This is a genomic window from Cellulomonas sp. APG4 (assembly GCF_009996735.1).
GTDB lineage: Bacteria > Actinomycetota > Actinomycetes > Actinomycetales > Cellulomonadaceae > Actinotalea.
In genome coordinates, this window is the sequence record NZ_JAACYI010000023.1 from 22,986 (window position 1) to 46,928 (window position 23,943).

The following is a 23,943-nucleotide window of genomic DNA, read 5'->3' on the forward strand; positions in this document are numbered from 1 at the left end:
CGTGCGCCCGTCTGACGGGCGCGGGATGAACGTCGCGGCGGCCCCGTCGTTGTGGCTCGAACGGGCCTGGCCCGCCGTACCGCCACGGCCTGCCCAGACCGCACCGGAGACCGTCGACGTCGTCGTCGTGGGCGGTGGTCTCACGGGGCTGTGGACCGCCTACTACCTCGTCCGCGACCACCCCGGCCTCGACGTGCTCGTCCTCGAGGCCGAACGGGTCGGCTTCGGTGCGAGCGGGCGCAACGGCGGGTGGTGCTCGGCCCTCTTCCCGGCCTCGGGCGCCACGCTCGCGCGCCGGCACGGTGAGGCCGCCGCCCGGGACCTGCGGGCGGCCATGCGCGCGACCGTGCGCGAGGTGGGCGACGTGACCGCGGCCGAGGACCTCGGGTGCGGATTCGTGCGCGGTGGGACCGTCACCGTCGCGCGCTCGGCGGCCCAGCTCACGCGTCTGCACGCGCACGCCGTCGAGGACCGCCGCTGGGGTGACGCGACCGAGGTGCTCACCGCCGCCGAGGCGCGCACCCGCCTCGCGGCCGACGGCGTGCTGGGCGGCACCTGGAACCCGGACTGCGCCCGGATCGACCCGGGAGCCCTGGTGACGGGCCTCGCCCGGGCCGTCGAGCGACGCGGTGCCCGCGTGCGCGAGGGCTCACGCGTCGTCACGCTGCGGCCTGGTGCGGTGGACGTCGCCGTGGGGCCCGCGGGAGCGCCCCGTCCGTCGACCGTCACCGTGCGCGCGCGGCACGTGGTCCGCGCGACGGAGGCCTGGACCCCACGGCTGCCGGGCCGACGCCGCACGCTGGTCCCGGTGTACTCGCTCATGGTCGCCACGGAGCCACTGCCGGCCTCGACGTGGGCCCGCGTGGGCCTCGGGGACCGGGAGACCTTCACCGACGGACGCCATCTGATCGTCTACGGCCAGCGCACGCCCGACGACAGGCTCGCGTTCGGCGGGCGGAGCGCCCCGTACCACTGGTGCTCGACCGTCCGGCCCGAGCACGAGCGCGTGCCGCGCGTGCACCGGGCGCTCGAGCACGCCGTCGTCGACCTGCTGCCTGCGCTCCGAGGGGTCCGCTTCACGCACCGCTGGGGGCGGCGCGCTCGGCGTGCCGCGCGACTGGCACGCATCCGTGGGCCTCGACGACGACGGCGTCGCGTGGGCGGGTGGCTACGTGGGCGACGGCGTCGCGACGGCGAACCTCGCGGGCCGCACCCTCGCCGACCTGCTCACCGGGCACGCGACGGCGCTCACGGCGCTGCCGTGGGTGGGCCACCGCTCGCCGCGCTGGGAGCCGGAGCCGCTGCGCTGGGCGGGCGTCACGGCCGGCGCGGCCGCGGTCCGGCTCGCGGATGCCGAGGAGCGGCTGACCGGGCGGCCCAGTCTCGCGGCGCGCGTGATGGCACCGCTGGTCGGGGGCTGAGCGCGCACCCGCGCCCGGCCGGACGGCTCAGGCGCGTGCCAGGAGCTCGTCGGCCCTGGTCCGCGCCCACGCCTCGGCGTCGAGCACCGCGTCGAGCGTGACCTCGCCGTACGCGCCGTCGTGCTCGCCGAGCACGCGCTCGACGGTGTCGACGACGTCGAGGAACCCGATGCGACCCGCGAGGAACGCCGCGACCCCCTGCTCGTTGGCGGCGTTGTACACCGCGGGGTGGGTGGGTGAGGCGGTCACGGCCTCCCGCGCGAGACGCAGCGCGGGGAACGCGACGTCGTCGAGCGGCTCGAACGTCCACGCCGTCGGCGCCGTCCAGTCGCACGGGGGCGTCACGGGGTCGAGCCGCTCGGGCCACGACAGGCCCAGTGCGATGGGCAGCCGCATGTCCGGCGGCGAGGCCTGGGCGATCGTCGAGCCGTCCACGAACTCGACCATGGAGTGCACCACGGACTGCGGGTGGACCACCACCGCGATGTCGTCCACGGGCACGTCGAAGAGCAGGTGGGCCTCGATGAGCTCGAGCCCCTTGTTCATGAGGGTCGCCGAGTTGATGGTCACCACGGGACCCATCGCCCACGTGGGGTGGGCGAGGGCCTCGTCGACCGTGACCGGCTTCAGCTCGTCGCGCGACCGGCCGCGGAACGGCCCGCCCGAGGCCGTCAGCACGAGCCGGCGGACCTCGGACCGGCGGCCCCCGCGCAGGCACTGCGCGATCGCGGAGTGCTCGGAGTCCACCGGGACGATCTGGTCGTCCCGCACCCGCGCGCGCTGGACGAGGGATCCCCCGACCACGAGGGACTCCTTGTTCGCGAGCGCGAGCGTGCTGCCCGCCCGCAGGGCGGCGAGCGTGGGCCCGAGCCCGATCGACCCCGTGATGCCGTTGAGGACGACGTCGGCGCCGCGACCCGCGAGGTCTGTCGCGGCCTGGGGCCCGGTGAGCAGCTCGACGCCGAGGGCGCCGACCCCGTGCTCGGCCGCGATGCGCGAGACGTGCTCGAGCACCGTGATGCCGGCCGCGGGATCTGCGACCGCGACGGTCTGCGCCCCGGTCGCCACGACCTGCTCGGCTAGCAGCCGCGGGTCGCCCCCACCAGCCGCGAGCCCCTCGACGCGGAACCTGTCGCCGTGCAGGGCCAGGACGTCGAGCGCCTGGGTGCCGATCGACCCCGTCGAGCCGAGCACGACGACGCCGCGCTCGGGTTCGGGCGCCTCCGCGCGGAGCTGGGCAGTGGGGTCGGCAGGGGCGGGGCTGGGGGTCGTCACCCGGACATCATCCCCGAGGCGACGACACGGTGCCGGTCCTGGTGGCAGGATCCGGGACATGGTCTCGCAGTCCAGGCTCGCCGCCGGCGAGAAGGTCGTCTTCACCGCCCACGCGCACTGGAAGAACCTCGTGGTCCCGGTGCTGACGTCGCTGGCCGTGGTGGCGGGCGCCACGCTGCTGCTCGTCACCGTCGTCCCGAGCCCGGAGGACCACGCCTGGCAGCGCTGGGCCACCGTGGCCGTGGGCACGGTGCTGGTGCTCGTCCTCGGAGTGTGGCCGTTTCTCTCCTGGCTGGCCTCGACCGACACGCTCACCACGCACCGGCTCATCTCGCGGCGCGGCGTGCTCACCCGCGAGGGCAAGGACATCCCGATCGACCGCGTCCACTCGGTCAGCTACCGGCAGTCGCTGCTCGACCGGACGCTGGGCTGCGGCACGCTCGTGGTCCAGACCGCGGGTCACGACAGCGACGTCGAGCTCTACGACGTCGCGCACATCGAGCGCCGTCTCCTGCAGATGCAGGAGGTCGTGCTCGAGGGCGAGATCCCTGCCGAGGGCACACCGCCCGAGGGCCCGGGCGACGAGACCTGAGGCCGCGTCGCCCGCGTCCTGTACGGCTACTCGACGCCGAGCAGCACCTCGACCGCGCGCGCGAAGAACGCGTCGACGGCGGGCTCGGCGTAGCCACGACGTCCGGTGCGACGCGCGAACGTCGCGTGCCTCACCTCGTCCGACGTCAACGGCTGTCCGTGGTCGAAGTAGTCGACGAGGCGGTGGCACAGGTCGTCGACGTCGTCCGGGTCGTAGGCCGGCTCGCCTCGCCGTGCCCGTGCGAAGCGCTCGCCGTCGGGCCGGGTGAGCCGGCCGTAGAGCGTCCGAGCCTGCCCCGCGAGGTGGTCCATCCACGCCTGCTGGCCGTGGTTCGCGACGTACTCGGTGCGCCGCCGGTGCACGAACGCGCGCTCGAGACGGTCGAGGGCGGCATCCACGTGCACCGGGTCGTACCCGCCGTGCACCAGGTCGAACGCGATGGTGCGGACGTCGTCCGCGCTGAGCGGCTCGGAGGCGTCGCCCTCGTACACCTTGCGCGCGTGGTCGAAGAACGCGTCGACCTGCTCGGACTCGTAGCCCTGGTGGAGCCGCCCCACCGTGCGGAACATCGCCGTCATGGTCCTTCCTCCGCGGCGAGCTGTCCGCACGCCCCGTCGATGTCGCTGCCGCGGGTGTCCCGCACGGTCGTGGGGATCCCGTGCGAGCGTAGCCGGGCGACGAACTCGTCCTCGACGTGCCGCTCCGACGCGGTCCAGATGGAGCCCGGCGTGGGGTTGAGCGGGATCGGGTTGACGTGCACCCAGCCGCGCCCCCGTGCGTTGAGCTTCTCGCCGAGCAGGTCCGCACGCCACGCGTGGTCGTTCATGTCCTTGATCAGCGCGTACTCGATGCTCACCCGGCGGCCGGTCGCCTCGAAGTAGCGGCGCGCCGCGTCGAGTGCCTCGTCGACCGTCCACCGGGTGTTGATCGGCACGAGCTCGCCGCGCAGCGCGTCGTCGGGGGCGTGCAGCGAGAGCGCGAGGGTCACCGGGATGCCCTCCTTCGCGAGCTTGTCGATCGCGGGCACCAGCCCCACGGTCGAGACGGTCACGTTGCGCGCCGACAGCCCGAAGCCCTCGGGCGCCGGGGCGACGAACCGTCGGACGGCCTCGACCACCGTGCGGTAGTTCGCGAGGGGCTCGCCCATGCCCATGAACACGACGTTCGACAGCCGACCGGGCCCGCCCGCGACCTCGCCGTCCACGAGGGCGCGCGCCGAGCGCCGCACCTGCTCGACGATCTCCGCCGTCGACAGGTTCCGGGTCAGCCCGAGCTGACCCGTCGCGCAGAACGGGCAGGCCATGCCGCAGCCCGCCTGGCTCGAGACGCACAGCGTCGCTCGTCCCGGGTAGCGCATCAGCACCGACTCGACCTTCACGCCGTCGTGCAGGTGCCACAACGTCTTGACGGTCGCGCCCTTGTCCGCCTCGAGCCGCCGTACCTCACGCAGGAGTGGCGGGAACAGCGCCCCCACGAGGGCGTCGCGGCTCGCCGCGGGGAGGTCCGTCATCTCCTCGGGGGTGTCGGTGAGGTGACCGAAGTAGTGCGTGGCGAGCTGCTTGGCGCGGAACGGACGCTCGCCGAGCTCGACCACGGCGGCGGCCCGGGCCTCGGCGTCGAGGTCCGCGAAGTGGCGTGGCGGCTTCCCGCGGCGCGGTGCCGCCATCTGGAGCGTGAGGGGCGCGCGGCCCTCGTCGGCCGGTCGCACCTGCGCGACGGCGGGCGCCTCGCCGCGCGGCGTCCGCCCGTTCACGAGGTCACCACCGGGAGGGCGAGGAGCAGCACCAGGTAGACGACGGGCGCGGTGAGGAGCAGCGAGTCGAGCCTGTCCAGCACGCCTCCGTGGCCGGGGAGCAGCGAGCCCATGTCCTTGAGCTCCAGGTCCCGCTTGAGCAGCGACTCCGCGAGGTCCCCGAGCGTCGACGTCAGCACCGCGGCGAGACCCAGGGCCACGCCGACGAGGGCCGAGGCGTCGAACGCCCACACCATGCCGACGGCGCCGACGGCGGACGCGAGCACGAGGGAACCACCGAGGCCCTCCCAGGTCTTCTTGGGGCTCACCGAGGGCGCGAGCTTGTGCCGCCCCGCGAGGACCCCGGCCACGTAGCCGCCCGTGTCGCTCGCGACGGCGAGCAGGATGAACAGCGCGACCCGACGGTCGCCGTCGGGCGCGGCGAGCATCAGCATGACGAAACCGGCCATGAAGGGGAGGTACGCGGCGGCGAACGCCGCAGCCGACACGTCGCGCAGGGCTCGACCGTCGCTGCCGTCGAGGGCCCGCCAGACCACTGCTCCGCCGACGGTCAGCATCACCGCGACGAGGTGCGCCTCGGGCCCTGCGACGTAGGACGACACGAGGACGCCGGCGAGGCCCACGAGCAGCGGCAGGAGCGGCAGCTGGATGCCGCGCCGGCGCAGCGCCTGCGCCAGCTCCCAGAGCGCGGCGCCGCACGCCAGCGCCGCGAGGAGGATGAAGGCCTCCTTGCGCACGAACAAGGACGCCGCGACCACGCCGAGGAGGCCGACGCCCACGGCGACGGCGATCGGGAGGTTGCGACCCGCGCGCGGTGCGGCGCCTCCCAGGGCGGTGTCGGATCCGGCGAGTCCAGTCATCAGACCTCGAGCAGCTCGCTCTCCTTGGCCGCGAGCACCTGGTCGATCAGCTCGACGTGACGGCGCGTGAGTGCCTCGAGCTCCTTCTCGGCACGGGTCACCTCGTCCTCGCCGGCCTCGCCGTCCTTCACGATGCGGTCGAGCTCCTCCTTGGCGCGACGGCGGACGTTCCGCACCGAGACGCGGGCCTCCTCGGCCTTGTGCCGCGCGAGACGCACGTAGTCCTTGCGACGCTCCTCGGTGAGCTGGGGCAGCACGACACGGATGATCTTCCCGTCGTTGCTCGGGTTCACGCCCAGGTCGGAGTCACGCAGCGCCCGCTCGATGTTGCCCAGCGCGCTGACGTCGAACGGCGAGATCAGGATGGTGCGGGCCTCGGGGGTCGTGAAGGAGGCGAGCTGCTGGAGCGGCGTCGGCGCGCCGTAGTAGTCGACGGTCACCTTGGTGAACATCGCGGGGTTGGCGCGGCCCGTGCGGATCGTCGCGAAGTCCTCCTTGGCGACCTCGACAGCCTTGTCCATCTTCTCCTCGGCCTCGAGGAGGGTCTCGTCGATCACCGCAGTGCTCCTTCGTCTCGTGTGCTCGTGCCGGTCAGCCCGCCGTCAGCAGCGTGCCGATCCTCTCACCTGTCAGGGCCCGCGTGACGTTGCCCGCGTCGCCCATGCCGAAGACACGCATGCGCACCCCGTTGTCGCGGCACAGGCTCAGGGCCGTCGCGTCCATGACCTCGAGGCCGCCCATGAGGGCGTCGGTGTAGGTGAGCTCGGGGAAGAACACCGCGTCGGGACTCGTGCGCGGATCCGCCGAGTACACGCCGTCGACCCCGTTCTTGCCCATGAGCACCTCGTCGCAGTGCGTCTCGAGCGCCCGCTGCACAGCGACGGTGTCGGTCGAGAAGTACGGCATGCCGGCGCCTGCACCGAAGATCACCACGCGGCCCTTCTCGAGGTGCCGGATCGCCCGGAGCGGGATGTACGGCTCCGCGACCTGTCCCATCGCGATCGCGGTCTGCACCCGCGTGCTGACGCCTGCCTGCTCGAGGAAGTCCTGCAGGGCGAGGCAGTTCATCACCGTGCCGAGCATGCCCATGTAGTCGGCGCGCGCGCGGTCCAGGCCACGCTGCGAGAGCTCGGCGCCGCGGAAGAAGTTGCCCCCGCCGACGACGATCGCGACCTGCACGCCTGCGCGCACCGCCTCGGCGATCTCGGCGGCGATGCGCTGCACGACGTCGGGCGCCAGGCCCACGCTGCCCCCGCCGAACGTCTCACCCGAGAGCTTGAGGAGCACGCGCCGTGCGCCCTCACCTCCGGCGCCCTGCACCGTCATGTCGGTCACGGTCTCTCCTCCCCCGTGCGGACCCGGGCCCGCTCGCTCTCGGCACGTGCGGGGGCCTCAGGGCCCCGTGCGGGTGCCGGCGCTGCCGGGCACCCGGATGTGCGTCGGCGGCCCGGCCCTCGGGCCGGGCCGCCGACGCGTGGCTCAGGCGCCGACGCGGAAGCGCGCGAAACCGGTGACGGTGCCGCCGGCCTCGGTCAGCACCTGGCCCACCGACTTCTTGGTGTCCTTCGCGAACGCCTGGTCGAGCAGCACCGACTCCTTGAAGAACCCGGTGAGGCGTCCCTCGACGATCTTCGGGAGGGCGGCCTCGGGCTTGCCCTCGTTCCGCGCGGTCTCCTCGGCGACGCGCCGCTCGGCCTCGACCGTCTCGGCCGGGACCTCGTCACGCGTGACGTGCTTCGGTGCGAACGCCGCCACGTGCATCGCGATGTCCTTCGCGACGGACTCGCCCGCTGCGTCGGTGCCGACGAGCACGCCCACCTGCGGCGGGAGGTCCTTGTTGACCTTGTGCAGGTACACGGTGACCTTCTCGGCCGACAGGCGCGCGACGCGACGCAGCACGATCTTCTCGCCCAGCGTCGCCGCGGTGCCGTCGATCGTCTCCTGGACCGTCGAGCCGTCGTGCGTCGAGGCCAGCACCTGCGCGACGTCGTCGGTCCCGGAGGCGACGGCCGCGTCGAGCACCGTCTGCGCGAGCTCGATGAAGTTCGGGCTCTTGGCGACGAAGTCGGTCTCGGAGTTGAGCTCGATGAGCACGCCGGTCTGGCCCGACGCGTCGTCGCTCACCTGGGCGGCGACGAGGCCGTCGGAGGCCGCGCGGTCCTCGCGCTTGGCGACGCCCTTGAGACCCTTCACGCGGATGATCTCGAGCGCCTTGTCGGCGTCGCCGCCGGCCTCGTCGAGCGCCTTCTTGACGTCGAGCATGCCCGCGCCGGTGCGCTCGCGCAGGGCCTTGATGTCTGCAGCGGTGTAGTTCGCCATGGAACGTCCTTGTCTGTCGATCGTGCTGGTCTTCGATCGTGGGCGCCCCGGGCCTCGCGGCCCGGGGCGGTCCGTCACTTGTCCTTGGCGTCCGCGGCCGGCTCGGCCACGCCCTCGGCCTCGGCGGCCGGAGCGGCGTCCTGGCCCGAGGGCAGACCGGGCTCGTCGACCGTGCCCACGGCCTCGACCGGGCTGTCGACCTCGGCCTCGGCCGCCTGGGCGTCCGCGGCGGTCTCGTCCGCCGGGCTCGCGGGCGCCTTGGGCTCGGTCTGGACGGCGTCCGACTGGCCCGCGAGGAGCTCGCGCTCCCACTCGGCGAGCGGCTCGGCCTCGGTGGCGGAGCCCTCGGCCGCAGCGGAGCGACCCGAGTGACGTGCGATCAGGCCCTCGGCGGCGGCGTCGGCGATCACGCGCGTGAGCAGCGTGACCGAGCGGATCGCGTCGTCGTTGCCCGGGATCTGGTAGTCGACCAGGTCCGGGTCGCAGTTGGTGTCGAGGATCGCGACGACGGGGATGCCGAGCTTGCGGGCCTCGTCGACCGCGAGGTGCTCCTTGTTGGTGTCGACGATCCACACCGCCGAGGGCACCTTGGTCATGTCGCGGATGCCGCCGAGCGTCTTCGTGAGCTTGTCCTTCTCACGGCGCATGATCAGCAGCTCCTTCTTGGTGAAGGCACTGCCGGCGACGTCGTCGAAGTCGATCTCCTCGAGCTCCTTGAGCCGCTGGAGACGCTTGTTGACCGTGGCGAAGTTGGTCAGCATGCCGCCGAGCCAGCGCTGGTTGACGTAGGGCATGCCCACGCGCGCGGCCTGCTCGGCCACGGGCTCCTGCGCCTGCTTCTTGGTGCCGACGAAGAGGATGGTCCCGCCGTGCGCGACGGTCTGCTTGACGAACTCGTACGCGCGGTCGATGTAGGACAGCGACTGCTGCAGGTCGACGATGTAGATGCCGTTGCGCTCCGTGAGGATGAAGCGCTTCATCTTGGGGTTCCAGCGCCGGGTCTGGTGCCCGAAGTGGACACCGCTCTCGAGCATCTGGCGCATGGTCACGACGGCCATGGCACGTCCTTCCGGCGCGGCCGCGGGCCGCGCGAGTGCTGGCGGCCCGCACGGGTGCGGTCCGCGATCCGGTTGTCGGCGGCGGTCGGGTGACCGGTCGCCCCTGGCGCCACGCGGCACCGACACCGCAGGTCCTCCGCTCAGCGGCGGGCCTCCGGACCGACGTCGGTACACGCTCCCGGCCCCGGTGCGCCCGGGGTGGTTCGGGAAGGATGGCGCGCGATGTCACCCGGCGGACCGGGTGCAGCGATCATCCTACCCCGAACGACCCCTCGGCCCGACCGGGGCGCACGAGAGCCGGGTGCCGGGCCCCGCGGCGAGGACGGGTGTCCACGTCCCGTGGCCGGCGACGTCCTCCACCACCACCACGGACCTCGCCGCTCGGCACGTCCCGCGCACGCGAGGGTGCCGCATGACCTGCGCACGTCGTGACCGCCCGGACGGGACGATCATCCGCACGGCCGCCGTCGGGGTGCTGGTAGCCGCGCTCCTCCTGGGCGCAGGCCCGCCGACGGCGGACGCCACGGACGACGCGACGTCCGGTACGCCCGCGCGGCCGGACGACCACGCGCACCACCGTCTGCCCCTCGAGGCCGCGACGCTCGTCGCCCGGTTCCGCGCGCCCGCCCAGCCGTGGGGCCCGGGTCACCGCGGGATCGACCTCACAGGCACGGGCCCGGTCCGGACCCCCGCCGACGGCGTCGTCACCTTCTCGGGGGTCGTCGTCGACCGCGGCGTGCTGACCGTGACCCACGACGACGGCTTGCGCTCCTCGTTCGAGCCGGTCGAGGGCGGGCTGCCCGTGGGCACGCGCGTGCGCGTCGGTGACGCGCTCGCGACCGTGGCGCGGCCGCAGCACCACGGGGGTCACTGCGGGCCGACGTCGTGCCTGCACTGGGGCGTCCGTCGGGGGGAGACGTACGTGGACCCGCTCAGCCTCCTCGGAGCGGCCGAGCCGGTCGTCCTGCTCCCGCTCGGCTGAGACAGGCGGAGGTCAGCCCCGCTCGCTCTCCTGGAGGCTGGTGCGCAGCCGCAGCATCGCGGCGGTGTGCATCTGCGAGATCCGCGACTCGGTGACCCCGAGCACACGTCCGATCTCCGCGAGGGTCATGCCCTCGTAGTAGTAGAGGACGAGCACGATCTTCTCGCGCTCGCCGAGCCGCTCGATCGCGCGCGAGAGCAGCACGCGTGTCTCCTGCGCCTCGACCGACCCCTCGGGATCGACCGCGGCAGGGTCCTCGAGCGTGTCGAGGAGCGAGAGCGAGTCACCGCGCTCGGAGCCCGCACCGATCAGCTCGTCGAGAGCCGCGACGTTCACAGTGGAGAGCTGGGTGAAGACCGCACGGAGCTCGCCCACGCCGATCTCGAGCCGCGCCGCGACCTCCTCCTCGGTCGGGGGTCGGCGCAGCTCGCCCTCGAGCTCGGCGAACGCACGGTCCACGGCGCGCGCCTTGGTGCGCACCGACCGCGGGATCCAGTCGATCGCCCGGAGCTCGTCGATGATCGCGCCGCGGACGCGCGAGCTCGCGTAGGTCTCGAACTTGACGGCCCTGTCGGTCTCGTACTTCTCGATCGCGTCGATCAGACCGAACATCCCGTACGAGACGAGGTCGGCCTGCTCGACGGTCGACGGCAGCCCCGCCCCGACCCGGGCGGCGACCATGGTCACGAGCGGCGCGTAGTGCAGGATCAGCCGCTCCCGCGCCACCCTGTCGCCGGTCTCCTTGAACACCCGCCAGAGCGACTCGACGCTCGTCGCGTCCTCGCCCGCGCCTTCGGTGTGCGGGCGCGGCACCACACGCGAGGTGGCGCGGGTCGCGGACGAGGACGTCGTCCCGGCGTGAGCGGACATCAGGGGCCTCAGGCTCTCGGGTGGGCTTGCAGGTAGGAGGTACGCAGGCGGTCGGCGCTCACGTGGGTGTAGCGCTGTGTCGTGGCCAGGGTCGCATGCCCGAGCATCTCCTGGACGCTCCGAAGGTCCGATCCACCGTGCAGGAGGTGGGTCGCGGTGGTGTGGCGCAGCGCGTGCGGGGCGACGTCGTCGACCCCGGCCGCACGGGCGAGACGGTGGACGGCGGAGCGCAGCTGGCGCTGGTCCACCCGACCCCCGCGCCGGCCGAGGAGCAGGGCGGCTCCCGAGGCGTCGCCTGCGAGCGCCGGGCGGCCGGTCGACAGCCAGCGATCCACCGCCCGGGCCGCCGGCACACCGAACGGCACCACGCGCTCCTTGGCACCCTTGCCCATGACGCGCAGCAGCCGGGCCCCGCGGTCGACGTCGTCGACGTCCACCGCGACGAGCTCACCGACGCGCACCCCGGTGGCGTAGAGGAGCTCGAGCGCGACCCAGTCGCGCTGCGCGACCGGGTCGCCGTCGTCAGCCGCCTGCCGTGCCGCGTCGAGCATCGCGGTCACGGGCTCGAGAGCGAGCGCCGTGGGCAGAGGCGATCCGGGCTGTGCCGTGACGAGCCGGAGCGCCGGGTCCGTCGCGACGAGACCCTCACGCGCGGCCCATGCGTAGAAGCCGCGGACGGCCGCTCCCCGCCGTGCGACCGTGGCCCGGGCCGCGCCCGCGGTCACCATCGCCCCCAGCCACGCCCGCAGGAGCGCGAGGTCCACGTCGTGCCAGGCGACCCCACGGCGCCGCGCGAACGCGAGGACGTGCCGCACGTCGCCCGCGTACGCCCGCACCGTGTGACGCGACACCCCGCGGGACGCCGCCAGGTGCACCTCGTACGCCTCGAGGACCCCTTCCGAGGTCGGCACGGCGGCGCGGAGGGACGACATGGCTCCTACCGTGGCGTCTTCATCCTTCCTTCACAAGCCGGGACACGCAGACTTCACCCGGTTCCGGTGGGTCCGGTTTTGTCCGCTGCCCGAGTTGTCCGTTTTGCCTGGTCAGCGCGACGCGACAGGGCCGCCCCCACCCGTGCCACGCCGCCCGTCGCGCAACCACCCGCCGTCGTCACGTCGCGCGAGCCCGCGGAGCTCGAGGACCCCCAACCCTGCCTCGACCTCCTCGGGCGTCAGGCCCGCGGTCCGCGCGAGCGCGACGACGCGCGCGGCCCGCCGTACCGGGAGCGCGTCCAAGGTGCGCCGCTGGACCTCGTCGAGCCCGTCCGTCGCACGCGGCGTGACGGCGGGCTCGAGAGCGAGGCTGCCCGCGGCACCCGCGAGCTCGTGCACCTCGTCGGCGCCTGTGACGCACACCGCGAGCCCCTCGCGCAGCAGCCGATGGCAGCCGGCCGACGCGGCGGACGTGACGGGGCCCGGCACCGCGCCGACCGGGCGGAAGAGCCGCGCCGCCGTGGCAGCCGTGTTCAACGCTCCCGACCGCCACGCCGCCTCCACGACGACCGTCGCGTGCGCCGCGGCCGCGATGAGTCGGTTGCGCTGGAGGAACCTGCTGCGGCTCGGGATGCCGCCCGGTGGGGCCTCGGCGACGAGCGCGCCCCCGGCCTCGACCAGGGCTGTGAACAGGCGCACGTTGCCCGCCGGGTAGGCGCGGTCCACGCCGCCCGCGAGGAACGCCACCGTGCAGGCGCCCGTGGCGGTCGCGCCGCGGTGGGCGGCGGCGTCGATCCCGTAGGCCCCGCCCGAGACCACCGTGTAGCCGCGATCACCCAGACCGCCCGCCATCTCCGCGGCGACGTGCTCCCCGTAGCCGGTGCACGCACGCGCACCGATCACCGCGACCGATGCGTCGAGGGCGCGGGCCAGGTCGGCCCTCCCGCGCACCCACAGGCACAGCGGCGCCTGGGGGCCGAGCGAGGCGAAGCCCTCGGGCCACGCGTCGTCCTCCGGCACGACCAGGTGCCCGCCGAGCCGCTCGAGACGGTCGAGGTCGCGACGCACGTCGAGACCTTCCAACCGCTGCGACCACCTGCGCGCGCACACCCCGAGCCTGCCTGCCGCGCCCGGTGCGAGCGGCGCACCGAGAGCACCCGGCAGGTCGAGGGCACCCCTGCTCTCACGCAACCACGCGAGCGCCTCGACCGGACCGAGCGCGGCGACCAGCGCACCGGCGACCCCGTCCCCCGGTTCGACGAGCCTGCTCCACGTCGCGCGCGCCTCGCGCAGGTCGTCGCTCACAGCCGCACCTGCCCACGCGTGCGCAGCAGCAGCGCCTGACCCACGTCGGCCGCCGTCGGGGCCGCACGGCCACCGAGGTCGGCGAGGGTCCAGGCGACGCGCAGCACACGGTCCACGCCGCGCAGGCTCAGGGTCCCGGCGTCGAGCGCACGGTCGAGATCGCGGACCGCGCTCCGGCCGCTCGCCGCGCGCAGCCACGACCCGGGGACCTCGGCGTTCGTACGCCATGGCGTGCCCGCGAGCCGGCCCGCGGCCGCCGCACGCGCCTCGCCCACGCGCCGCGCGACGTCGGCCGTCGCCTCGCCCGACCCCGGCTCCCGGTCGAGACGGGTGACCGGGAGCACCTCGACCTGGAGGTCCACGCGGTCCAGGAGCGGACCCGACAGACGGGAGAAGTACCTGCGCCGCGCGAGTGCCGAGCACGTGCACTCGAGCCCACGCCCCACGGACATGCCGCACGGGCACGGGTTGGCGGCCAGGACCAGCTGGAAGCGAGCCGGGTAGCGGGCGGTACCTCCCGAGCGATGGATCACCATCTCGCCGTGCTCGAGCGGCTGGCGCAGCGTCTGGAGCACCCGGGGCGAGAACTCCGGCGCCTCGTCCATGAAGAGCACCCCTCGGTGCGCACGCGACGCGGCGCCCGGTCGGGGCAGCCCTGAGCCCCCGCCGACGACGGCGGACGGCGTGGCCGTGTGGTGAGGGTCCTCGAACGGCGGGCGTCGCACGAGGCCGTCAGCCGCACGCAACGTGCCCGCGACCGAGTGGACCGACGTGACCTCCACCGCCTCGCGCTCGGTGAGGTCGGGCAGCAGGCCGGGCAGTCGCGCGGCCAGCATCGTCTTGCCCGCGCCCGGAGGCCCGACCATCAGCAGGTGGTGCCCTCCGGCCGCCGCGACCTCGAGCGCGCGTCGGGCCTCACGCTGGCCCACGACGTCGGCGAGGTCGGGCACCGCCGGCCGTTGTGCCACCTCGACGGAGGGAACCACCGGCTCGACGTCGTCGACCGGGACGTCCGCACCGTAGGCGCGGGCGACCTCCGCCAGGCTGCTCGCGGCACGCACCCGTGCGCCGGGGACCAGCCGGGCCTCGTCGGCGTTCGCCCACGGCACCACGACCTCGCACCTGCCCGCAGCGACGGCGGCGGCGACCGCGGGCAGGACACCCCGGACCGGGCGCAGCCTCCCGTCCAGGCCCAGCTCACCGAGGTGGACGGCCCGCTCGGGCCCGCCGGGTTCGCACTGTCCGGCCCCGACGAGGGTCGCGACGGCGATCGCGAGGTCGAACGACGCACCCGCCTTGGGCAGGGCCGCAGGCGACAGGTTCACCGTGATCCGCCGCTGGGGCCAGGCGAGCCCCGACGACGTGATCGCCGCGCGCACCCTGTCGCGCGCCTCGGCGAGCGACGCGTCCGGCAGCCCGACCAACGTGAAGCCCGGCACCGAGGCGGCGAGGTGTGCCTCCACCTCGATCAGGTGACCCGTGAGCCCGACCAGACTGACGGCTCCGGTACGCCCGAGCCCCATCAGACGACCCCGACCAGGTGCTCGACGCTCGGTGTGCCCCCGCGGCGCACGAGCACGGCGAGGACGTCGATGCGCACGCCGCGCGGCCGCAGCTCGTGCGCCGCGAGCCACTGCCCGGCGAGACGCCGCAGTCGCGCGAGCTTGGCGGGTGTGACGGCCTCGGCCGGGTGCCCGTACCCGGTGCCGGTGCGCGTCTTGACCTCGACCACGACGAGCTCCTCGCCGTGGAGCGCGACGATGTCGATCTCACCCGACGCACCCCGCCAGTTGCGGTCGACCACCTCCCACCCCGCGCGGACGAGGTGCGCCGCGGCGACCTCCTCGCCGTACCGTCCCACTGCATCCTTGGCGCGCACGCGACCACCTCCGCGACGCAGCCTCGCCGTCATGCGGCACGAGCCGGCCGCAGGACCGCCCCGCCTGGGGACGGTGTCCGCGCGTGGACGCTGTGGACCGGCCTGGCCGGCCTAGCGGCGGAAGGGACCGCCGTCGGGCACGTCGAGCTCGGGCTTCGCGAGCTCCTCGACGTTGACGTCCTTGAACGTGACGACCCGGACGGACTTCACGAAGCGCGCCGAGCGGTACACGTCCCACACCCAGGCGTCGGCGAGGCTCAGCTCGAAGAAGACCTCCCCCGCCGCCGACCGGACCTGCAGGTCGACCTGGTTGGCCAGGTAGAAGCGCCGCTCGGTCTCCACCACGTACGCGAAGAGGTTCACCACGTCGCGGTACTCGCGGTAGAGCGCGAGCTCCATCTCGGTCTCGTAGTTCTCCAGGTCCTCCGCGCTCACCGGTCCATCATGACCCATCGCGGGCCGCGACCGGACCTCGCGGCACGACCGCGTCCTCGGGCGCGCACAGCGCGGCGCGCTCGGCAGGGTCGAGCATCTGCCTCAGCTCGGCGAGCGCGCGGCTGCGGTCACGTGCGCCGTCGAGCGCGGCGAGCATCACCTCGGCGGCGTAGCCCTCGCGGCTCCGCAACGGCCGGAACACCCAGCGCCGACCCACCTGGACGCGCTCGACCATGCCCTTGCGGGTGAGGTTCGTCAGGACGGTCGCGACCGTCGTGTACGCGAGGGTGTGCGCCGTCATGGCGGCGAGGACGTCCCGGGTGCACAGGTCGTCCGGGCAGTCCCAGAGCACCTCCATCACCTGGCGCTCGAGGGCGCCGAGCGCCGGGACCTCAGCCACGGCGCGTCCCGCACGCGACCTGACCCGAGAGGCGGGCGACGAGCGCGACCGCGGTGAGGGCCACGGCGGCCACGGCGAGCACCGGCTGCGCGGGGGCGAACCAGGTCAGCGCACCCGAGTACCCGAGTGCCAGCAGCGCGATCTTGTTGCACACGGGGCAGCCGACGGCGAACCATGCCAGCACCCCGCCGGCGAGCCCGAGGCGCGACGGCGCGTCTCCCGACCCCTCCCCAGAGGTGTCCTCGTCGACGCCCGCACCGGGGCTACGCCTCGGCCTGACGTACGTCGCCGCGAGCAGGCCGGCGAGTGCGGAGGTGACGAGCCAGACCGGGTAGTTCCACGCCACGACGGGGATCTCGCGCCCGAACACGGGGTTGGGGATGAGCACCGTCGGCAGCCCGATGAGCAGTGCCGTCCCTGCCGCGGACGCAGCCGCAGCCCACCACTGGCGGGAGGTCCAGCGCGTCAGGGCGAGGCGCGCGAACCCGAGGTGGCGGCCCACCCCGGGCAGCGAGGGGCGCCCGCCGCGACGCACGGTGGTCGGGGTCGCAGACGGCGGCGTGGTGCTGGTCGCTGGCATGTGCCTACTATGCCGCATAGAACTACTACTCCGCATAGAAGGCCATCACGAGCCCGCGCACCCCCTCCCGAGAGAGAGCCATGCCTGACCGTCGCACCTCCCCCCGCACCTGGCTCGTCCCGGCCGTGGTGCTCCTCGTCGCGGGCGGGCTCGTGCTCGCCGCGCTCGAGCGCGACCGCGGTGCCGCCGAGCCAGCCGTCGCGCCCCCGACAGCCGCAGGCACCCCCACCGCCGACGCGCCTGCTGCCGACGGTCCCGTGGGCGAGGTGGCCGAGCCCGGCGCCGACGCACTCGAGGTCGCGCGGCGCGACCCCGCGGACCCGACGGCCGCGGGGCCGGTCGACGCCCCCGTCGTGCTCGTGGCGTTCTCGGACTACCAGTGCCCGTTCTGCGCGCGCTGGGTCCACGAGACCCAGCCGGCGCTCGAGCCCTACGTCGAGGCAGGGGACCTGCGGATCGAGTGGCGCGACGTCAACGTGTACGGCGAGGACTCGCGCCGCGGCGCTCGTGCCGCCTACGCCGCGGGCCTCCAGGGCGGCTTCTGGGAGTTCCACGACGCGCTCTTCGCCGACGGCGAGAAGCCCAGCCCCGCGGAGCTCGGAGAGGAGTCCCTGCGCTCGCTCGCGGACGGCCTCGGCCTCGACGTGGACCGTTTCACGCGTGACCTCGCGTCCGCCGAGGTCGCACGCGGGGTCCAGGAGAACGAGGACCTCGGCCTCACAGTCGGCGCGTTCTCGACGCCCAGCTTCCTCATCGGTGACCAGCCGGTCGTCGGCGCACAGCCCACCGACGTGTTCGTCGAGGCGGTCGAGCAGGCTCTCGCACAGGCTCAGGGCTGAGCGTGGACGTCGGTTACCTCGCGGCGGTCCTCGGCGGGGCGCTCGCCCTCCTGAGCCCGTGCGGAGCCCTCCTGCTGCCGGCCTTCCTCGCGGCGGTCGCCCGCGACCTGCGCGGGCTGCTCGCACACGCGGCGGTCTTCTACGTGGGTCTCGCCGCGGTGCTCGTGCCGCTGGGCCTCGGCGCCGCGCTCCTCGGGAGCCTCGTCACCCAGCGGACCGCACTCGTCACCGCAGCGGGATGGCTCGTCATCGCGCTGGGTCTCGTGACCGCGCTCGGCAAGGGCGTGGACCTGGGACGCCTCGTGCCGCGGCAACGGGCCGCCCGGGTGGGCCGCACGGGCACCTACCTGCGCACGCTGGCGCTCGGCGGGGTCTCTGGGGTCGCGGGCTTCTGCGCGGGGCCGATCCTCGGTGCGGTGCTGACGGTCGCCGCGACGCGTTCACCCCTCGGTGGCGGCGTCACCCTCGCCCTCTACGCCCTGGGCATGGTCGTCCCGCTGGTCGGGATCGCCGCCGTGTGGGCGCGCCTCGGCACAGGTGGCCGCGCGGCGCTCCGGGGCCGCGAGCTCCGCCTCGGCCGCGTGCGCACGCACACCATGTCCCTCGCGACCGGCCTGCTGCTCGTCGCCGTCGGCGTCGTCTTCCTCCTGACGAACGGCATGGCCGCGCTGCCCGAGCTGGTGCCCGCCGCCGTCCTGGCCGACCTCCAGGCGGGGATCGCACGTGCCGGGGCTCAGGTGCCCGACGTCGCGCTCGTGCTCGTCGTCGCGGGTGTCGTGCTCCTGGCCTGGTGGGGGCGGGGCAGGAACGCCCGCCGGCGCTCGGCGGCGGTCGACCGCCAGGAGCAGCGATGAGCGTCCGGCAGGCCCACGGACCGGGCGCACGACGAGGGGTGCCGGTTGCCGTCGCCGCCGTCCTCGTCGCCGTCCTCGCCGCGTGCACGCCGGGTGAGCCCCCGGCCGTCCCGGCACAGGTCGCTCCCGCGACCCGGCCCGGACCGGCGGAGCCGCCGGCCGCGGCCGACACCGACCGCTGGGTCCTGCCATCCACGTGGAGCGGGGCCCGGACGGTCGCACCCGGCTGGGACCGCGCGCTCGGGAGCCGTGACGGCGTGGTCGTGGGCGCGCGGACCGAACCGGAGGGCGGCGTGGACGTCTCCGCGGTCGCGGGCACGGGCGAGGCGCTGTGGAGCGCGCGGCGGGCACCGGGCCACGGGGAGGTGGGTCTGAGCCGCGCGGCCGACACCTCGCGGACCCCGGTCGTCGTACTGACGGACGAGGACGCGGGGACGACCATCGCGACGGGCCACGTCCTCGTCACCGGCGAGCTGCTCTGGGGGCCGGTCGAGGTCCCGGGACCTCTCGTCGGACCAGGCCTGGTCTTCGGTGACGAGGCCGCCACCGCCCTCGACCCCACGACGGGGACACCGCTGCCCACGACCGGCACGCCCGTGGCGGAGCACGACGGCTGGGTCGTGACCGTCGACGGCCCCGAGCTGCTCGGCTACGCCCCCACGGACCACGGGAGGCCCGCGTGGCGCACGGCGCTCACCAGCATCGGCCTGACGACGCCGCGCGCGCTCGCGGCACCTGCCCCGACGGGCACGGTGCTGCTGGGCGAGCCCGACGCGGACGAGGGCGTGCTCCTGGAGCTCGCCACGGGACGTGCCGTCGCTCCGCGCGCGTCGGGCGCCGCGCGTGACGGCGCGACGGGCACGATCGTCACCGTCGCCGCCGGGACGGCCACGGGCCACGGCCCTGACGGGCCGCTCTGGTCACGCAGGCTGCCCGACGGCGACGTCGACGTCGCGGCCGCCGGGGGCGCGCTGGTCTACCTGCGCGAGGAGGGCGCCGTCCGCGTGCTCAACGCGCTCACGGGTGCCGACGCGATCGCCTACGAGGGCCCCGCAGGATCCGGCTACGTGGTGCCGACGCTCGTCACGAGCACCGGCGCCGCGGTCGCGCGCACCGACGAGCTCGTGCTGCTGACCACCGAGCCCGCCGACCCGGCCGACTGAGCCGGCTCGCCCACCGGCGGCGACGCGGCGTCCGGGCCGACGGCGTCCGCCGCCGTCCCGCCCACGAGCGGCAGGCGCCAGCTGCGCCGGTGCAACCCGCACGGCCCGAGGTCGCGCAGGGCCTGGACGTGGTCGCCCGAGCCGTACCCCTTGTTGTCCGCCCAGCCGTACGCCGGGTGCTGCGCGGCGTGCTGCACCATCAGCGCGTCGCGCTCGCACTTGGCGAGCACGCTCGCCGCGGCGACCGACGCGCACGTCCGGTCGGCCTTGACACGCACGACGACGCGCGGGACGTGCACGCCGTCCGGTACGGGCAGCGCGTCGGGCCCGACGGCGAGCTCCTCGAAGAGGCTGGGCTGCGCGGGAGGCGAGAGCCAGTCGTGCGTGCCGTCGAGGAGCACGAGATCCACCTCGACGCCCAGCGCAGCGAGAGCACGCATGCCCGCGAGCCTCAGTGCGGCGATGATGCCGAACCGGTCGATCTCGTCGGGTCCCGCGTGGCCCACGGCACGCGCGAGCCCCCACCGCGAGAGCGCGGGACGCAGCCGCTCGCGGGCGGCGGGCGTGAGCAGCTTGGAGTCGGCCACGCCTGCCGGACAGGTGCGCGTGCCCAGGTCCACCGCGACCGCACCCACGCTGACGGGCCCGGCGAGGGCTCCACGACCCACCTCGTCCATGCCGACGACCACGCGCGCCCCCTGACGCAGCAGCGCCCTCTCGTGCCTCAGGTGTGGGCGGGGCCTGCTCGCGGTCATCAGTCCACCTCCGCGAACGTCGCCCCCGGGTTGCGCAGGAGCTGGACCCGGTCGAGCGGCCAGAGCGTCACGAAGGCGACGCCGACGACGTTGTCGACGGGGACGCTGCCGCCACCAGGGGCACCCTGCTTGAAGCGCGAGTCCTGGGAGTTCTGCCGGTTGTCCCCCATGACCCACAGGCCCCCCTCCGGAACCGTCGTCGTGAACTCGACCTCGCTCGGCACCGCGCCGTCGGCCACGTACGGCTCGTCCAGGGGGACGCCGTTGACGAGGAGCCTCCCCTGGGCGTCGCAGCACTCGACCGTGTCGCCGGGGAGGCCGATCACACGCTTGATGAGGTGCTCGCCCGAGTCCTGTGGCAGCAGGCCCACGAAGGTCAGGGCCTCGGTCAGCGCCGCCCGCCACGCGGGCTGCGGGGTCTCGTCGGCCGGAGGCAGCCAGCCTCCCGGATCCTTGAACACCACGACGTCGCCCCGGTGGACGTCGAGCGGGCCGGGGGCGAGCTTCGTCACCAGCACCCGGTCGCCGACGAGGAGGGTGTCCTCCATCGACTGGCTCGGGATGAAGAACGCCTGCACCAGGAAGGTCTTGATCAGGAGCGACAGCACGAGGGCGCTGACGACGATGACGGCGGTCTCACGCAACCATGCGGCGACGCCGCCACGCGCACGTTCGCGCGCGTGCGAGGGCGAGTGGGTGCGCCCTGCCGCGGGTGCCTCGTCGAGCGCGGCGGAGTCGCTCGGCGGGTGGGGCTGCTCGGGGCGGGACGTCACGCCCTCAACTCTGCCACGCCCGTGCGGCGGCCCACGCCTCGGCCCGCGGACCGGACCGGTCCTGCCACGGACGACGACGGGCGGCCGTCCCGGAGGACGACCGCCCGTGCGTGGGCGCGGCCCGTGGGCCGCGGCATGCTGCGGAGACTCAGCCCTGCTTGGCCGGCGTCTCGCGCTTCTCCTTGATCTTGGCCTTCTTGCCGCGGAGCTTGCGCAGGTAGTACAGCTTCGCGCGCCGCACGTCACCGCGGGTGACGACCTCGACGGACTCGAGGGTCGGCGAGTGGACCGGGAAGGTGCGCTCGACACCCACACCGAAGCTGATCTTGCGGATCGTGAAGGTCTCGCGGACCCCGCCGCCCTGGCGCGCGATCACGACGCCCTGGAACGCCTGGACGCGCGAGCGGGTGCCCTCGACGACCTTCACGTTGACCTTGAGGGTGTCGCCCGGACGGAAGTCCGGGATGTCCGAGCGCAGCGACGCCGCGTCGACCGAGTCGAGGATGTGCATGTCAGTTCACTCTCCCGCCCTGCCACAGGTCAGCGCGTCATCACGGGCAGCCGTGCCGCCTCGTCCGTCGTGGGTGCGGCGCGCCTGCGTCCGGGCGGTGTCGTGCTGCCCGGACGGCCGGGACCGTCTCCCCTGTGGCAGAGACGCGACCGGCGCACCGACCGATCAGTCTGCCACAGGAGCGGCGTCGGCCACGAGTCGGCCGTCCGCGCCCGGGCGCCAGCCGAGCGTCGCGAGCAGGGCGAGGTCCGCCCGGTCGAGGTCGGCGACCGCGAGCGCCGCGACCAGGTCCGGGCGGCGCGCCGCCGTCCGCTCGAGCGCGCGGTCCCTCCGCCAGCGGTCGATCCGCGCGTGGTGGCCCGACAGCAGGACCTCCGGGACCTCGTGCTCGCGCCACACCGGCGGTCGGGTGTACACGGGGTACTCGAGCAGGCCGGCCCCGCCGTGGGACTCCTCGACCAGCGACACGGGGTTACCGACCACGCCCGGCAGCAGCCGGGCGACGGCCTCGACCACGACGAGCGCGGCGACCTCACCCCCGTTGAGCACGTAGTCGCCGAGCGACAGCTCCGTCACGCGCACACCCGCCTCGGCGTAGTGCTCGGTGACGCGCGCGTCGATGCCCTCGTAGCGCCCGCACGCCACCACGAGGTGGCGCTGCGTCGCGAGGCGTTCTGCGGTGCGCTGGGTGAACCGGTCACCCGCGGGTGTGGGGACGATCAGCTCGGTCGCGCCGGGTTCGACGACGTCGTCGAGCGCCTCCCCCCACACGTCGGGACGCATGACCATCCCCGCTCCCCCGCCGACGGGCGTGTCGTCGACGGTGCGGTGCCGGTCGGTGGTCCAGTCACGCAGGTCGTGCACGCGCAGGTCGAGCAGACCGCTCTGTCGTGCCTTCCCGACGAGCGAGAGCTCGAGCGCGGCGAGGTACTCGGGGAAGATCGTGACGACGTCGATGCGCACGTCAGGGCCCGTCCACGGGTTCCGTCACACCGTCACCCGCGGCACTCTCGGCGGCGTCGGCGTCCGAGGCGAGGAGCCCGCGGGGCGGGTCGATCACCACACGGCCGTGCGCGACGTCCACCTCGGGCACGATCGCCCGCACGAACGGCACGAGGCTCGTGCGACCGTCCGGCTCGCGCACCACGAGGGCGTCCTGGGCCGGGAGGTGCTCGAGTCCCACGACCTCACCGACCGTGGTGCCGTCCGGCAGCTCGGCCCGCAGGCCGCGCAGCTCGTGCGGGTACCAGGCGTCCTCCTCGTCGGAGGTCTCGGCGTCCACGACGAGCGTGGTGCCGCGCAGCGCCTCGACGGCCGTGCGGTCCTCGGCCTCCGCGAACGCCACGACCCACCGGCCGTTGAGCACACGCGCCCGGGTGACGGTCAACGAACCCGCACCGGGCGCCCTGCGGAGCACGGCGCCGACCGCGAGGCGAGTCTCCGGGTCGTCGGTGCGGACGTCGAGCGCGACGTCACCGCGCAGGCCGTGCGGTCGTCCGATCACCGCGACGGTGAGCTCCATCCGTGCCTCCGGTCGAGTCGGTTCCCCGGGTGTCCGAGGACGGGTCAGGCCCGGCCCCGGACGGGGACCGGGCCTGACCCGTGAGCGGTACGTTCAGCGGCGGTCGACGTCGACGACGTCGACCCGCACCGAACCGTCCGCGGACAACGCGTTGACCACGGTGCGCAGCGCGCGCGCCGTGCGACCGCTGCGGCCGATCACCCGGCCGAGGTCCTCCGGGTGGACCCGGACCTCGAGCAGCTCCCCGCGGCGCAGCGAGCGTCCGCGCACCTGGACGTCGTCCGGGTGGTCGACGATGCCGCGCACGAGGTGCTCGAGGGCGTCCGCGAGCATCAGGCCTGCTCGTCCGCGGGGGCCTCGTCGGCCGACCCGGCCTCGGCGGCCGGCTCCTCGGCCTTGGCCGACTTCTTCTCGGCGGCCTTGGCCTTCGCCTTCTCGGCGGCGTCGGCCGCGGCGGCGATCGCGACGGAGGCGTCGGCAGCCTCACCCTTGACGCGCAGCGTGCCCTCGGCGCCCGGCAGGCCCTTGAACTTCTGCCAGTCGCCCGTGATCTTCAGGATCGCGAGGACCTGCTCGCTGGGCTGCGCACCCACGCTCAGCCAGTACTGCGCACGCTCGGAGGTCACCTCGATGAGCGAGGGCTCCTCGGTCGGGTGGTACTTGCCGATCTCCTCGATCACACGACCATCACGCTTGGTGCGCGAGTCGGCGACGACGATGCGGTAGTACGGCGCCCGGATCTTGCCGAGGCGCTTCAGACGGATCTTGACGGCCACAGTGGTGGTCTCTCCTGGTTCTGCTGGGGACGGCCGCCACGCACCGACCCGTGGGGTAGGTGGGCGAGGAGGCCTGAGGACACGGTCAC

At 74.4% G+C, this 23,943-nt stretch carries 29 protein-coding genes; 6 read left to right on the forward strand and 23 right to left on the reverse strand.

Annotated features, from left to right (window positions below; translation table 11 throughout):
• Positions 1–25: 25 nt before the first annotated feature.
• Positions 26–1,522 carry an FAD-binding oxidoreductase gene (locus tag GXB85_RS14865; RefSeq protein ID WP_202628026.1) on the forward strand — a complete coding sequence of 499 codons (1,497 nt, stop codon included), beginning with the start codon at positions 26–28 and terminating at the stop codon, positions 1,520–1,522.
• Here the strand turns inward: GXB85_RS14865 and dxr are convergent.
• Positions 1,449–2,696, reverse strand: a complete 1,248-nt coding sequence (gene dxr, locus GXB85_RS14870) for a 1-deoxy-D-xylulose-5-phosphate reductoisomerase (RefSeq protein ID WP_370524270.1) — start codon at positions 2,694–2,696, stop codon at positions 1,449–1,451. The genes GXB85_RS14865 and dxr overlap by 74 nt on opposite strands.
• Before the next feature lie 58 nt (positions 2,697–2,754).
• On the opposite strand from dxr, the gene GXB85_RS14875 reads away from it, so the two are divergent.
• Positions 2,755–3,288, forward strand: a complete 534-nt coding sequence (locus GXB85_RS14875) for a PH domain-containing protein (RefSeq protein ID WP_161918446.1) — start codon at positions 2,755–2,757, stop codon at positions 3,286–3,288.
• Positions 3,289–3,314: 26 nt separating this feature from the next.
• Here GXB85_RS14875 and GXB85_RS14880 read toward each other — a convergent pair whose 3' ends face one another.
• The 7 genes from GXB85_RS14880 to rpsB form a co-directional block, all read right to left on the reverse strand.
• Entirely contained in the window at positions 3,315–3,866 is a 552-nt protein-coding gene (locus GXB85_RS14880; protein ID WP_161918447.1) for a DivIVA domain-containing protein, read from the reverse strand.
• Complete coding sequence (gene rlmN, locus GXB85_RS14885; protein ID WP_237728304.1) at positions 3,863–4,954, reverse strand: 23S rRNA (adenine(2503)-C(2))-methyltransferase RlmN; 1,092 nt, start codon at positions 4,952–4,954, stop codon at positions 3,863–3,865. Before rlmN ends, GXB85_RS14880 begins: the two co-directional genes overlap by 4 nt.
• 83 nt (positions 4,955–5,037) lie before the next feature.
• The gene (locus tag GXB85_RS18380) at positions 5,038–5,901 is read right to left on the reverse strand and encodes a phosphatidate cytidylyltransferase (RefSeq protein WP_237728297.1); all 864 of its coding nucleotides are present in this window, start codon (positions 5,899–5,901) and stop codon (positions 5,038–5,040) included.
• The gene (gene frr / locus GXB85_RS14890) at positions 5,901–6,458 is read right to left on the reverse strand and encodes a ribosome recycling factor (protein WP_161918449.1); all 558 of its coding nucleotides are present in this window, start codon (positions 6,456–6,458) and stop codon (positions 5,901–5,903) included. Before frr ends, GXB85_RS18380 begins: the two co-directional genes overlap by 1 nt.
• 34 nt (positions 6,459–6,492) lie before the next feature.
• Positions 6,493–7,227, reverse strand: coding sequence for a UMP kinase (gene pyrH, locus GXB85_RS14895; RefSeq protein WP_161918480.1), 735 nt, complete (start codon positions 7,225–7,227; stop codon positions 6,493–6,495).
• 153 nt (positions 7,228–7,380) lie between these two features.
• A complete protein-coding gene (tsf, locus tag GXB85_RS14900) occupies positions 7,381–8,220 on the reverse strand; it encodes a translation elongation factor Ts (RefSeq protein WP_161918450.1) in 840 nt (279 codons plus the stop codon).
• 74 nt (positions 8,221–8,294) lie between these two features.
• Positions 8,295–9,278 (reverse strand): 30S ribosomal protein S2, encoded by a 984-nt coding sequence (gene rpsB, locus GXB85_RS14905; RefSeq protein ID WP_161918451.1) that lies wholly within the window; start codon positions 9,276–9,278, stop codon positions 8,295–8,297.
• A 412-nt stretch (positions 9,279–9,690) separates the two neighbouring features.
• On the opposite strand from rpsB, the gene GXB85_RS14910 reads away from it, so the two are divergent.
• Positions 9,691–10,260 carry a M23 family metallopeptidase gene (locus tag GXB85_RS14910; RefSeq protein WP_161918452.1) on the forward strand — a complete coding sequence of 190 codons (570 nt, stop codon included), beginning with the start codon at positions 9,691–9,693 and terminating at the stop codon, positions 10,258–10,260.
• Between the two features lie 12 nt (positions 10,261–10,272).
• Here the strand turns inward: GXB85_RS14910 and whiG are convergent, their stop codons facing one another.
• The 8 genes from whiG to GXB85_RS14950 all read right to left on the reverse strand — a co-directional run bounded on the left by whiG (position 10,273) and on the right by GXB85_RS14950 (position 16,661).
• Positions 10,273–11,130: an RNA polymerase sigma factor WhiG gene (gene whiG, locus GXB85_RS14915; RefSeq protein ID WP_161918453.1), complete on the reverse strand. Its 858-nt coding sequence runs from the start codon at positions 11,128–11,130 to the stop codon at positions 10,273–10,275.
• Positions 11,131–11,138: 8 nt separating this feature from the next.
• Positions 11,139–12,062, reverse strand: coding sequence for a tyrosine recombinase XerC (locus GXB85_RS14920; RefSeq protein ID WP_161918454.1), 924 nt, complete (start codon positions 12,060–12,062; stop codon positions 11,139–11,141).
• Positions 12,063–12,173: 111 nt separating this feature from the next.
• Positions 12,174–13,367 carry a DNA-processing protein DprA gene (dprA, locus tag GXB85_RS14925; RefSeq protein WP_161918455.1) on the reverse strand — a complete coding sequence of 398 codons (1,194 nt, stop codon included), beginning with the start codon at positions 13,365–13,367 and terminating at the stop codon, positions 12,174–12,176.
• Positions 13,364–14,890: a YifB family Mg chelatase-like AAA ATPase gene (locus tag GXB85_RS14930; protein WP_161918456.1), complete on the reverse strand. Its 1,527-nt coding sequence runs from the start codon at positions 14,888–14,890 to the stop codon at positions 13,364–13,366. Before GXB85_RS14930 ends, dprA begins: the two co-directional genes overlap by 4 nt.
• Positions 14,890–15,246 carry a YraN family protein gene (locus GXB85_RS14935; RefSeq protein ID WP_161918457.1) on the reverse strand — a complete coding sequence of 119 codons (357 nt, stop codon included), beginning with the start codon at positions 15,244–15,246 and terminating at the stop codon, positions 14,890–14,892. Before GXB85_RS14935 ends, GXB85_RS14930 begins: the two co-directional genes overlap by 1 nt.
• Positions 15,247–15,357: 111 nt before the next feature.
• Positions 15,358–15,681, reverse strand: a complete 324-nt coding sequence (locus GXB85_RS14940; protein ID WP_161918458.1) for a DUF2469 domain-containing protein — start codon at positions 15,679–15,681, stop codon at positions 15,358–15,360.
• Positions 15,682–15,688: 7 nt separating this feature from the next.
• The gene (locus GXB85_RS14945) at positions 15,689–16,081 is read right to left on the reverse strand and encodes a BlaI/MecI/CopY family transcriptional regulator (protein WP_161918459.1); all 393 of its coding nucleotides are present in this window, start codon (positions 16,079–16,081) and stop codon (positions 15,689–15,691) included.
• Positions 16,074–16,661 carry a hypothetical protein gene (locus GXB85_RS14950; RefSeq protein ID WP_237728298.1) on the reverse strand — a complete coding sequence of 196 codons (588 nt, stop codon included), beginning with the start codon at positions 16,659–16,661 and terminating at the stop codon, positions 16,074–16,076. Before GXB85_RS14950 ends, GXB85_RS14945 begins: the two co-directional genes overlap by 8 nt.
• 80 nt (positions 16,662–16,741) lie before the next feature.
• On the opposite strand from GXB85_RS14950, the gene GXB85_RS14955 reads away from it, so the two are divergent.
• From GXB85_RS14955 to GXB85_RS14965, 3 genes are read left to right on the forward strand one after another with little or no spacing between them, the layout of a single operon-like run.
• Entirely contained in the window at positions 16,742–17,500 is a 759-nt protein-coding gene (locus GXB85_RS14955; protein ID WP_161918460.1) for a thioredoxin domain-containing protein, read from the forward strand.
• A 2-nt stretch (positions 17,501–17,502) separates the two neighbouring features.
• Positions 17,503–18,354 carry a cytochrome c biogenesis protein CcdA gene (locus tag GXB85_RS14960; protein WP_161918461.1) on the forward strand — a complete coding sequence of 284 codons (852 nt, stop codon included), beginning with the start codon at positions 17,503–17,505 and terminating at the stop codon, positions 18,352–18,354.
• A complete protein-coding gene (locus GXB85_RS14965) occupies positions 18,351–19,517 on the forward strand; it encodes a hypothetical protein (RefSeq protein ID WP_161918462.1) in 1,167 nt (388 codons plus the stop codon). Before GXB85_RS14960 ends, GXB85_RS14965 begins: the two co-directional genes overlap by 4 nt.
• Here the strand turns inward: GXB85_RS14965 and GXB85_RS14970 are convergent.
• The 7 genes from GXB85_RS14970 to rpsP all read right to left on the reverse strand — a co-directional run bounded on the left by GXB85_RS14970 (position 19,418) and on the right by rpsP (position 23,854).
• A complete protein-coding gene (locus GXB85_RS14970) occupies positions 19,418–20,272 on the reverse strand; it encodes a ribonuclease HII (protein WP_161918463.1) in 855 nt (284 codons plus the stop codon). The genes GXB85_RS14965 and GXB85_RS14970 overlap by 100 nt on opposite strands.
• Entirely contained in the window at positions 20,272–21,045 is a 774-nt protein-coding gene (lepB, locus tag GXB85_RS14975; RefSeq protein WP_161918464.1) for a signal peptidase I, read from the reverse strand. Before lepB ends, GXB85_RS14970 begins: the two co-directional genes overlap by 1 nt.
• Positions 21,046–21,193: 148 nt before the next feature.
• Positions 21,194–21,556 carry a 50S ribosomal protein L19 gene (gene rplS / locus GXB85_RS14980; protein WP_161918465.1) on the reverse strand — a complete coding sequence of 121 codons (363 nt, stop codon included), beginning with the start codon at positions 21,554–21,556 and terminating at the stop codon, positions 21,194–21,196.
• A gap of 165 nt (positions 21,557–21,721) precedes the next feature.
• The gene (trmD, locus tag GXB85_RS14985; protein WP_161918466.1) at positions 21,722–22,519 is read right to left on the reverse strand and encodes a tRNA (guanosine(37)-N1)-methyltransferase TrmD; all 798 of its coding nucleotides are present in this window, start codon (positions 22,517–22,519) and stop codon (positions 21,722–21,724) included.
• Between the two features lies 1 nt (position 22,520).
• Positions 22,521–23,078, reverse strand: a complete 558-nt coding sequence (rimM, locus tag GXB85_RS14990) for a ribosome maturation factor RimM (protein ID WP_161918467.1) — start codon at positions 23,076–23,078, stop codon at positions 22,521–22,523.
• A 93-nt stretch (positions 23,079–23,171) separates the two neighbouring features.
• Positions 23,172–23,411 (reverse strand): RNA-binding protein, encoded by a 240-nt coding sequence (locus GXB85_RS14995; protein ID WP_161918468.1) that lies wholly within the window; start codon positions 23,409–23,411, stop codon positions 23,172–23,174.
• Complete coding sequence (gene rpsP, locus GXB85_RS15000; RefSeq protein WP_161918469.1) at positions 23,411–23,854, reverse strand: 30S ribosomal protein S16; 444 nt, start codon at positions 23,852–23,854, stop codon at positions 23,411–23,413. The genes GXB85_RS14995 and rpsP overlap by 1 nt, the downstream gene beginning before the upstream one ends.
• Positions 23,855–23,943 lie beyond the last annotated feature (89 nt).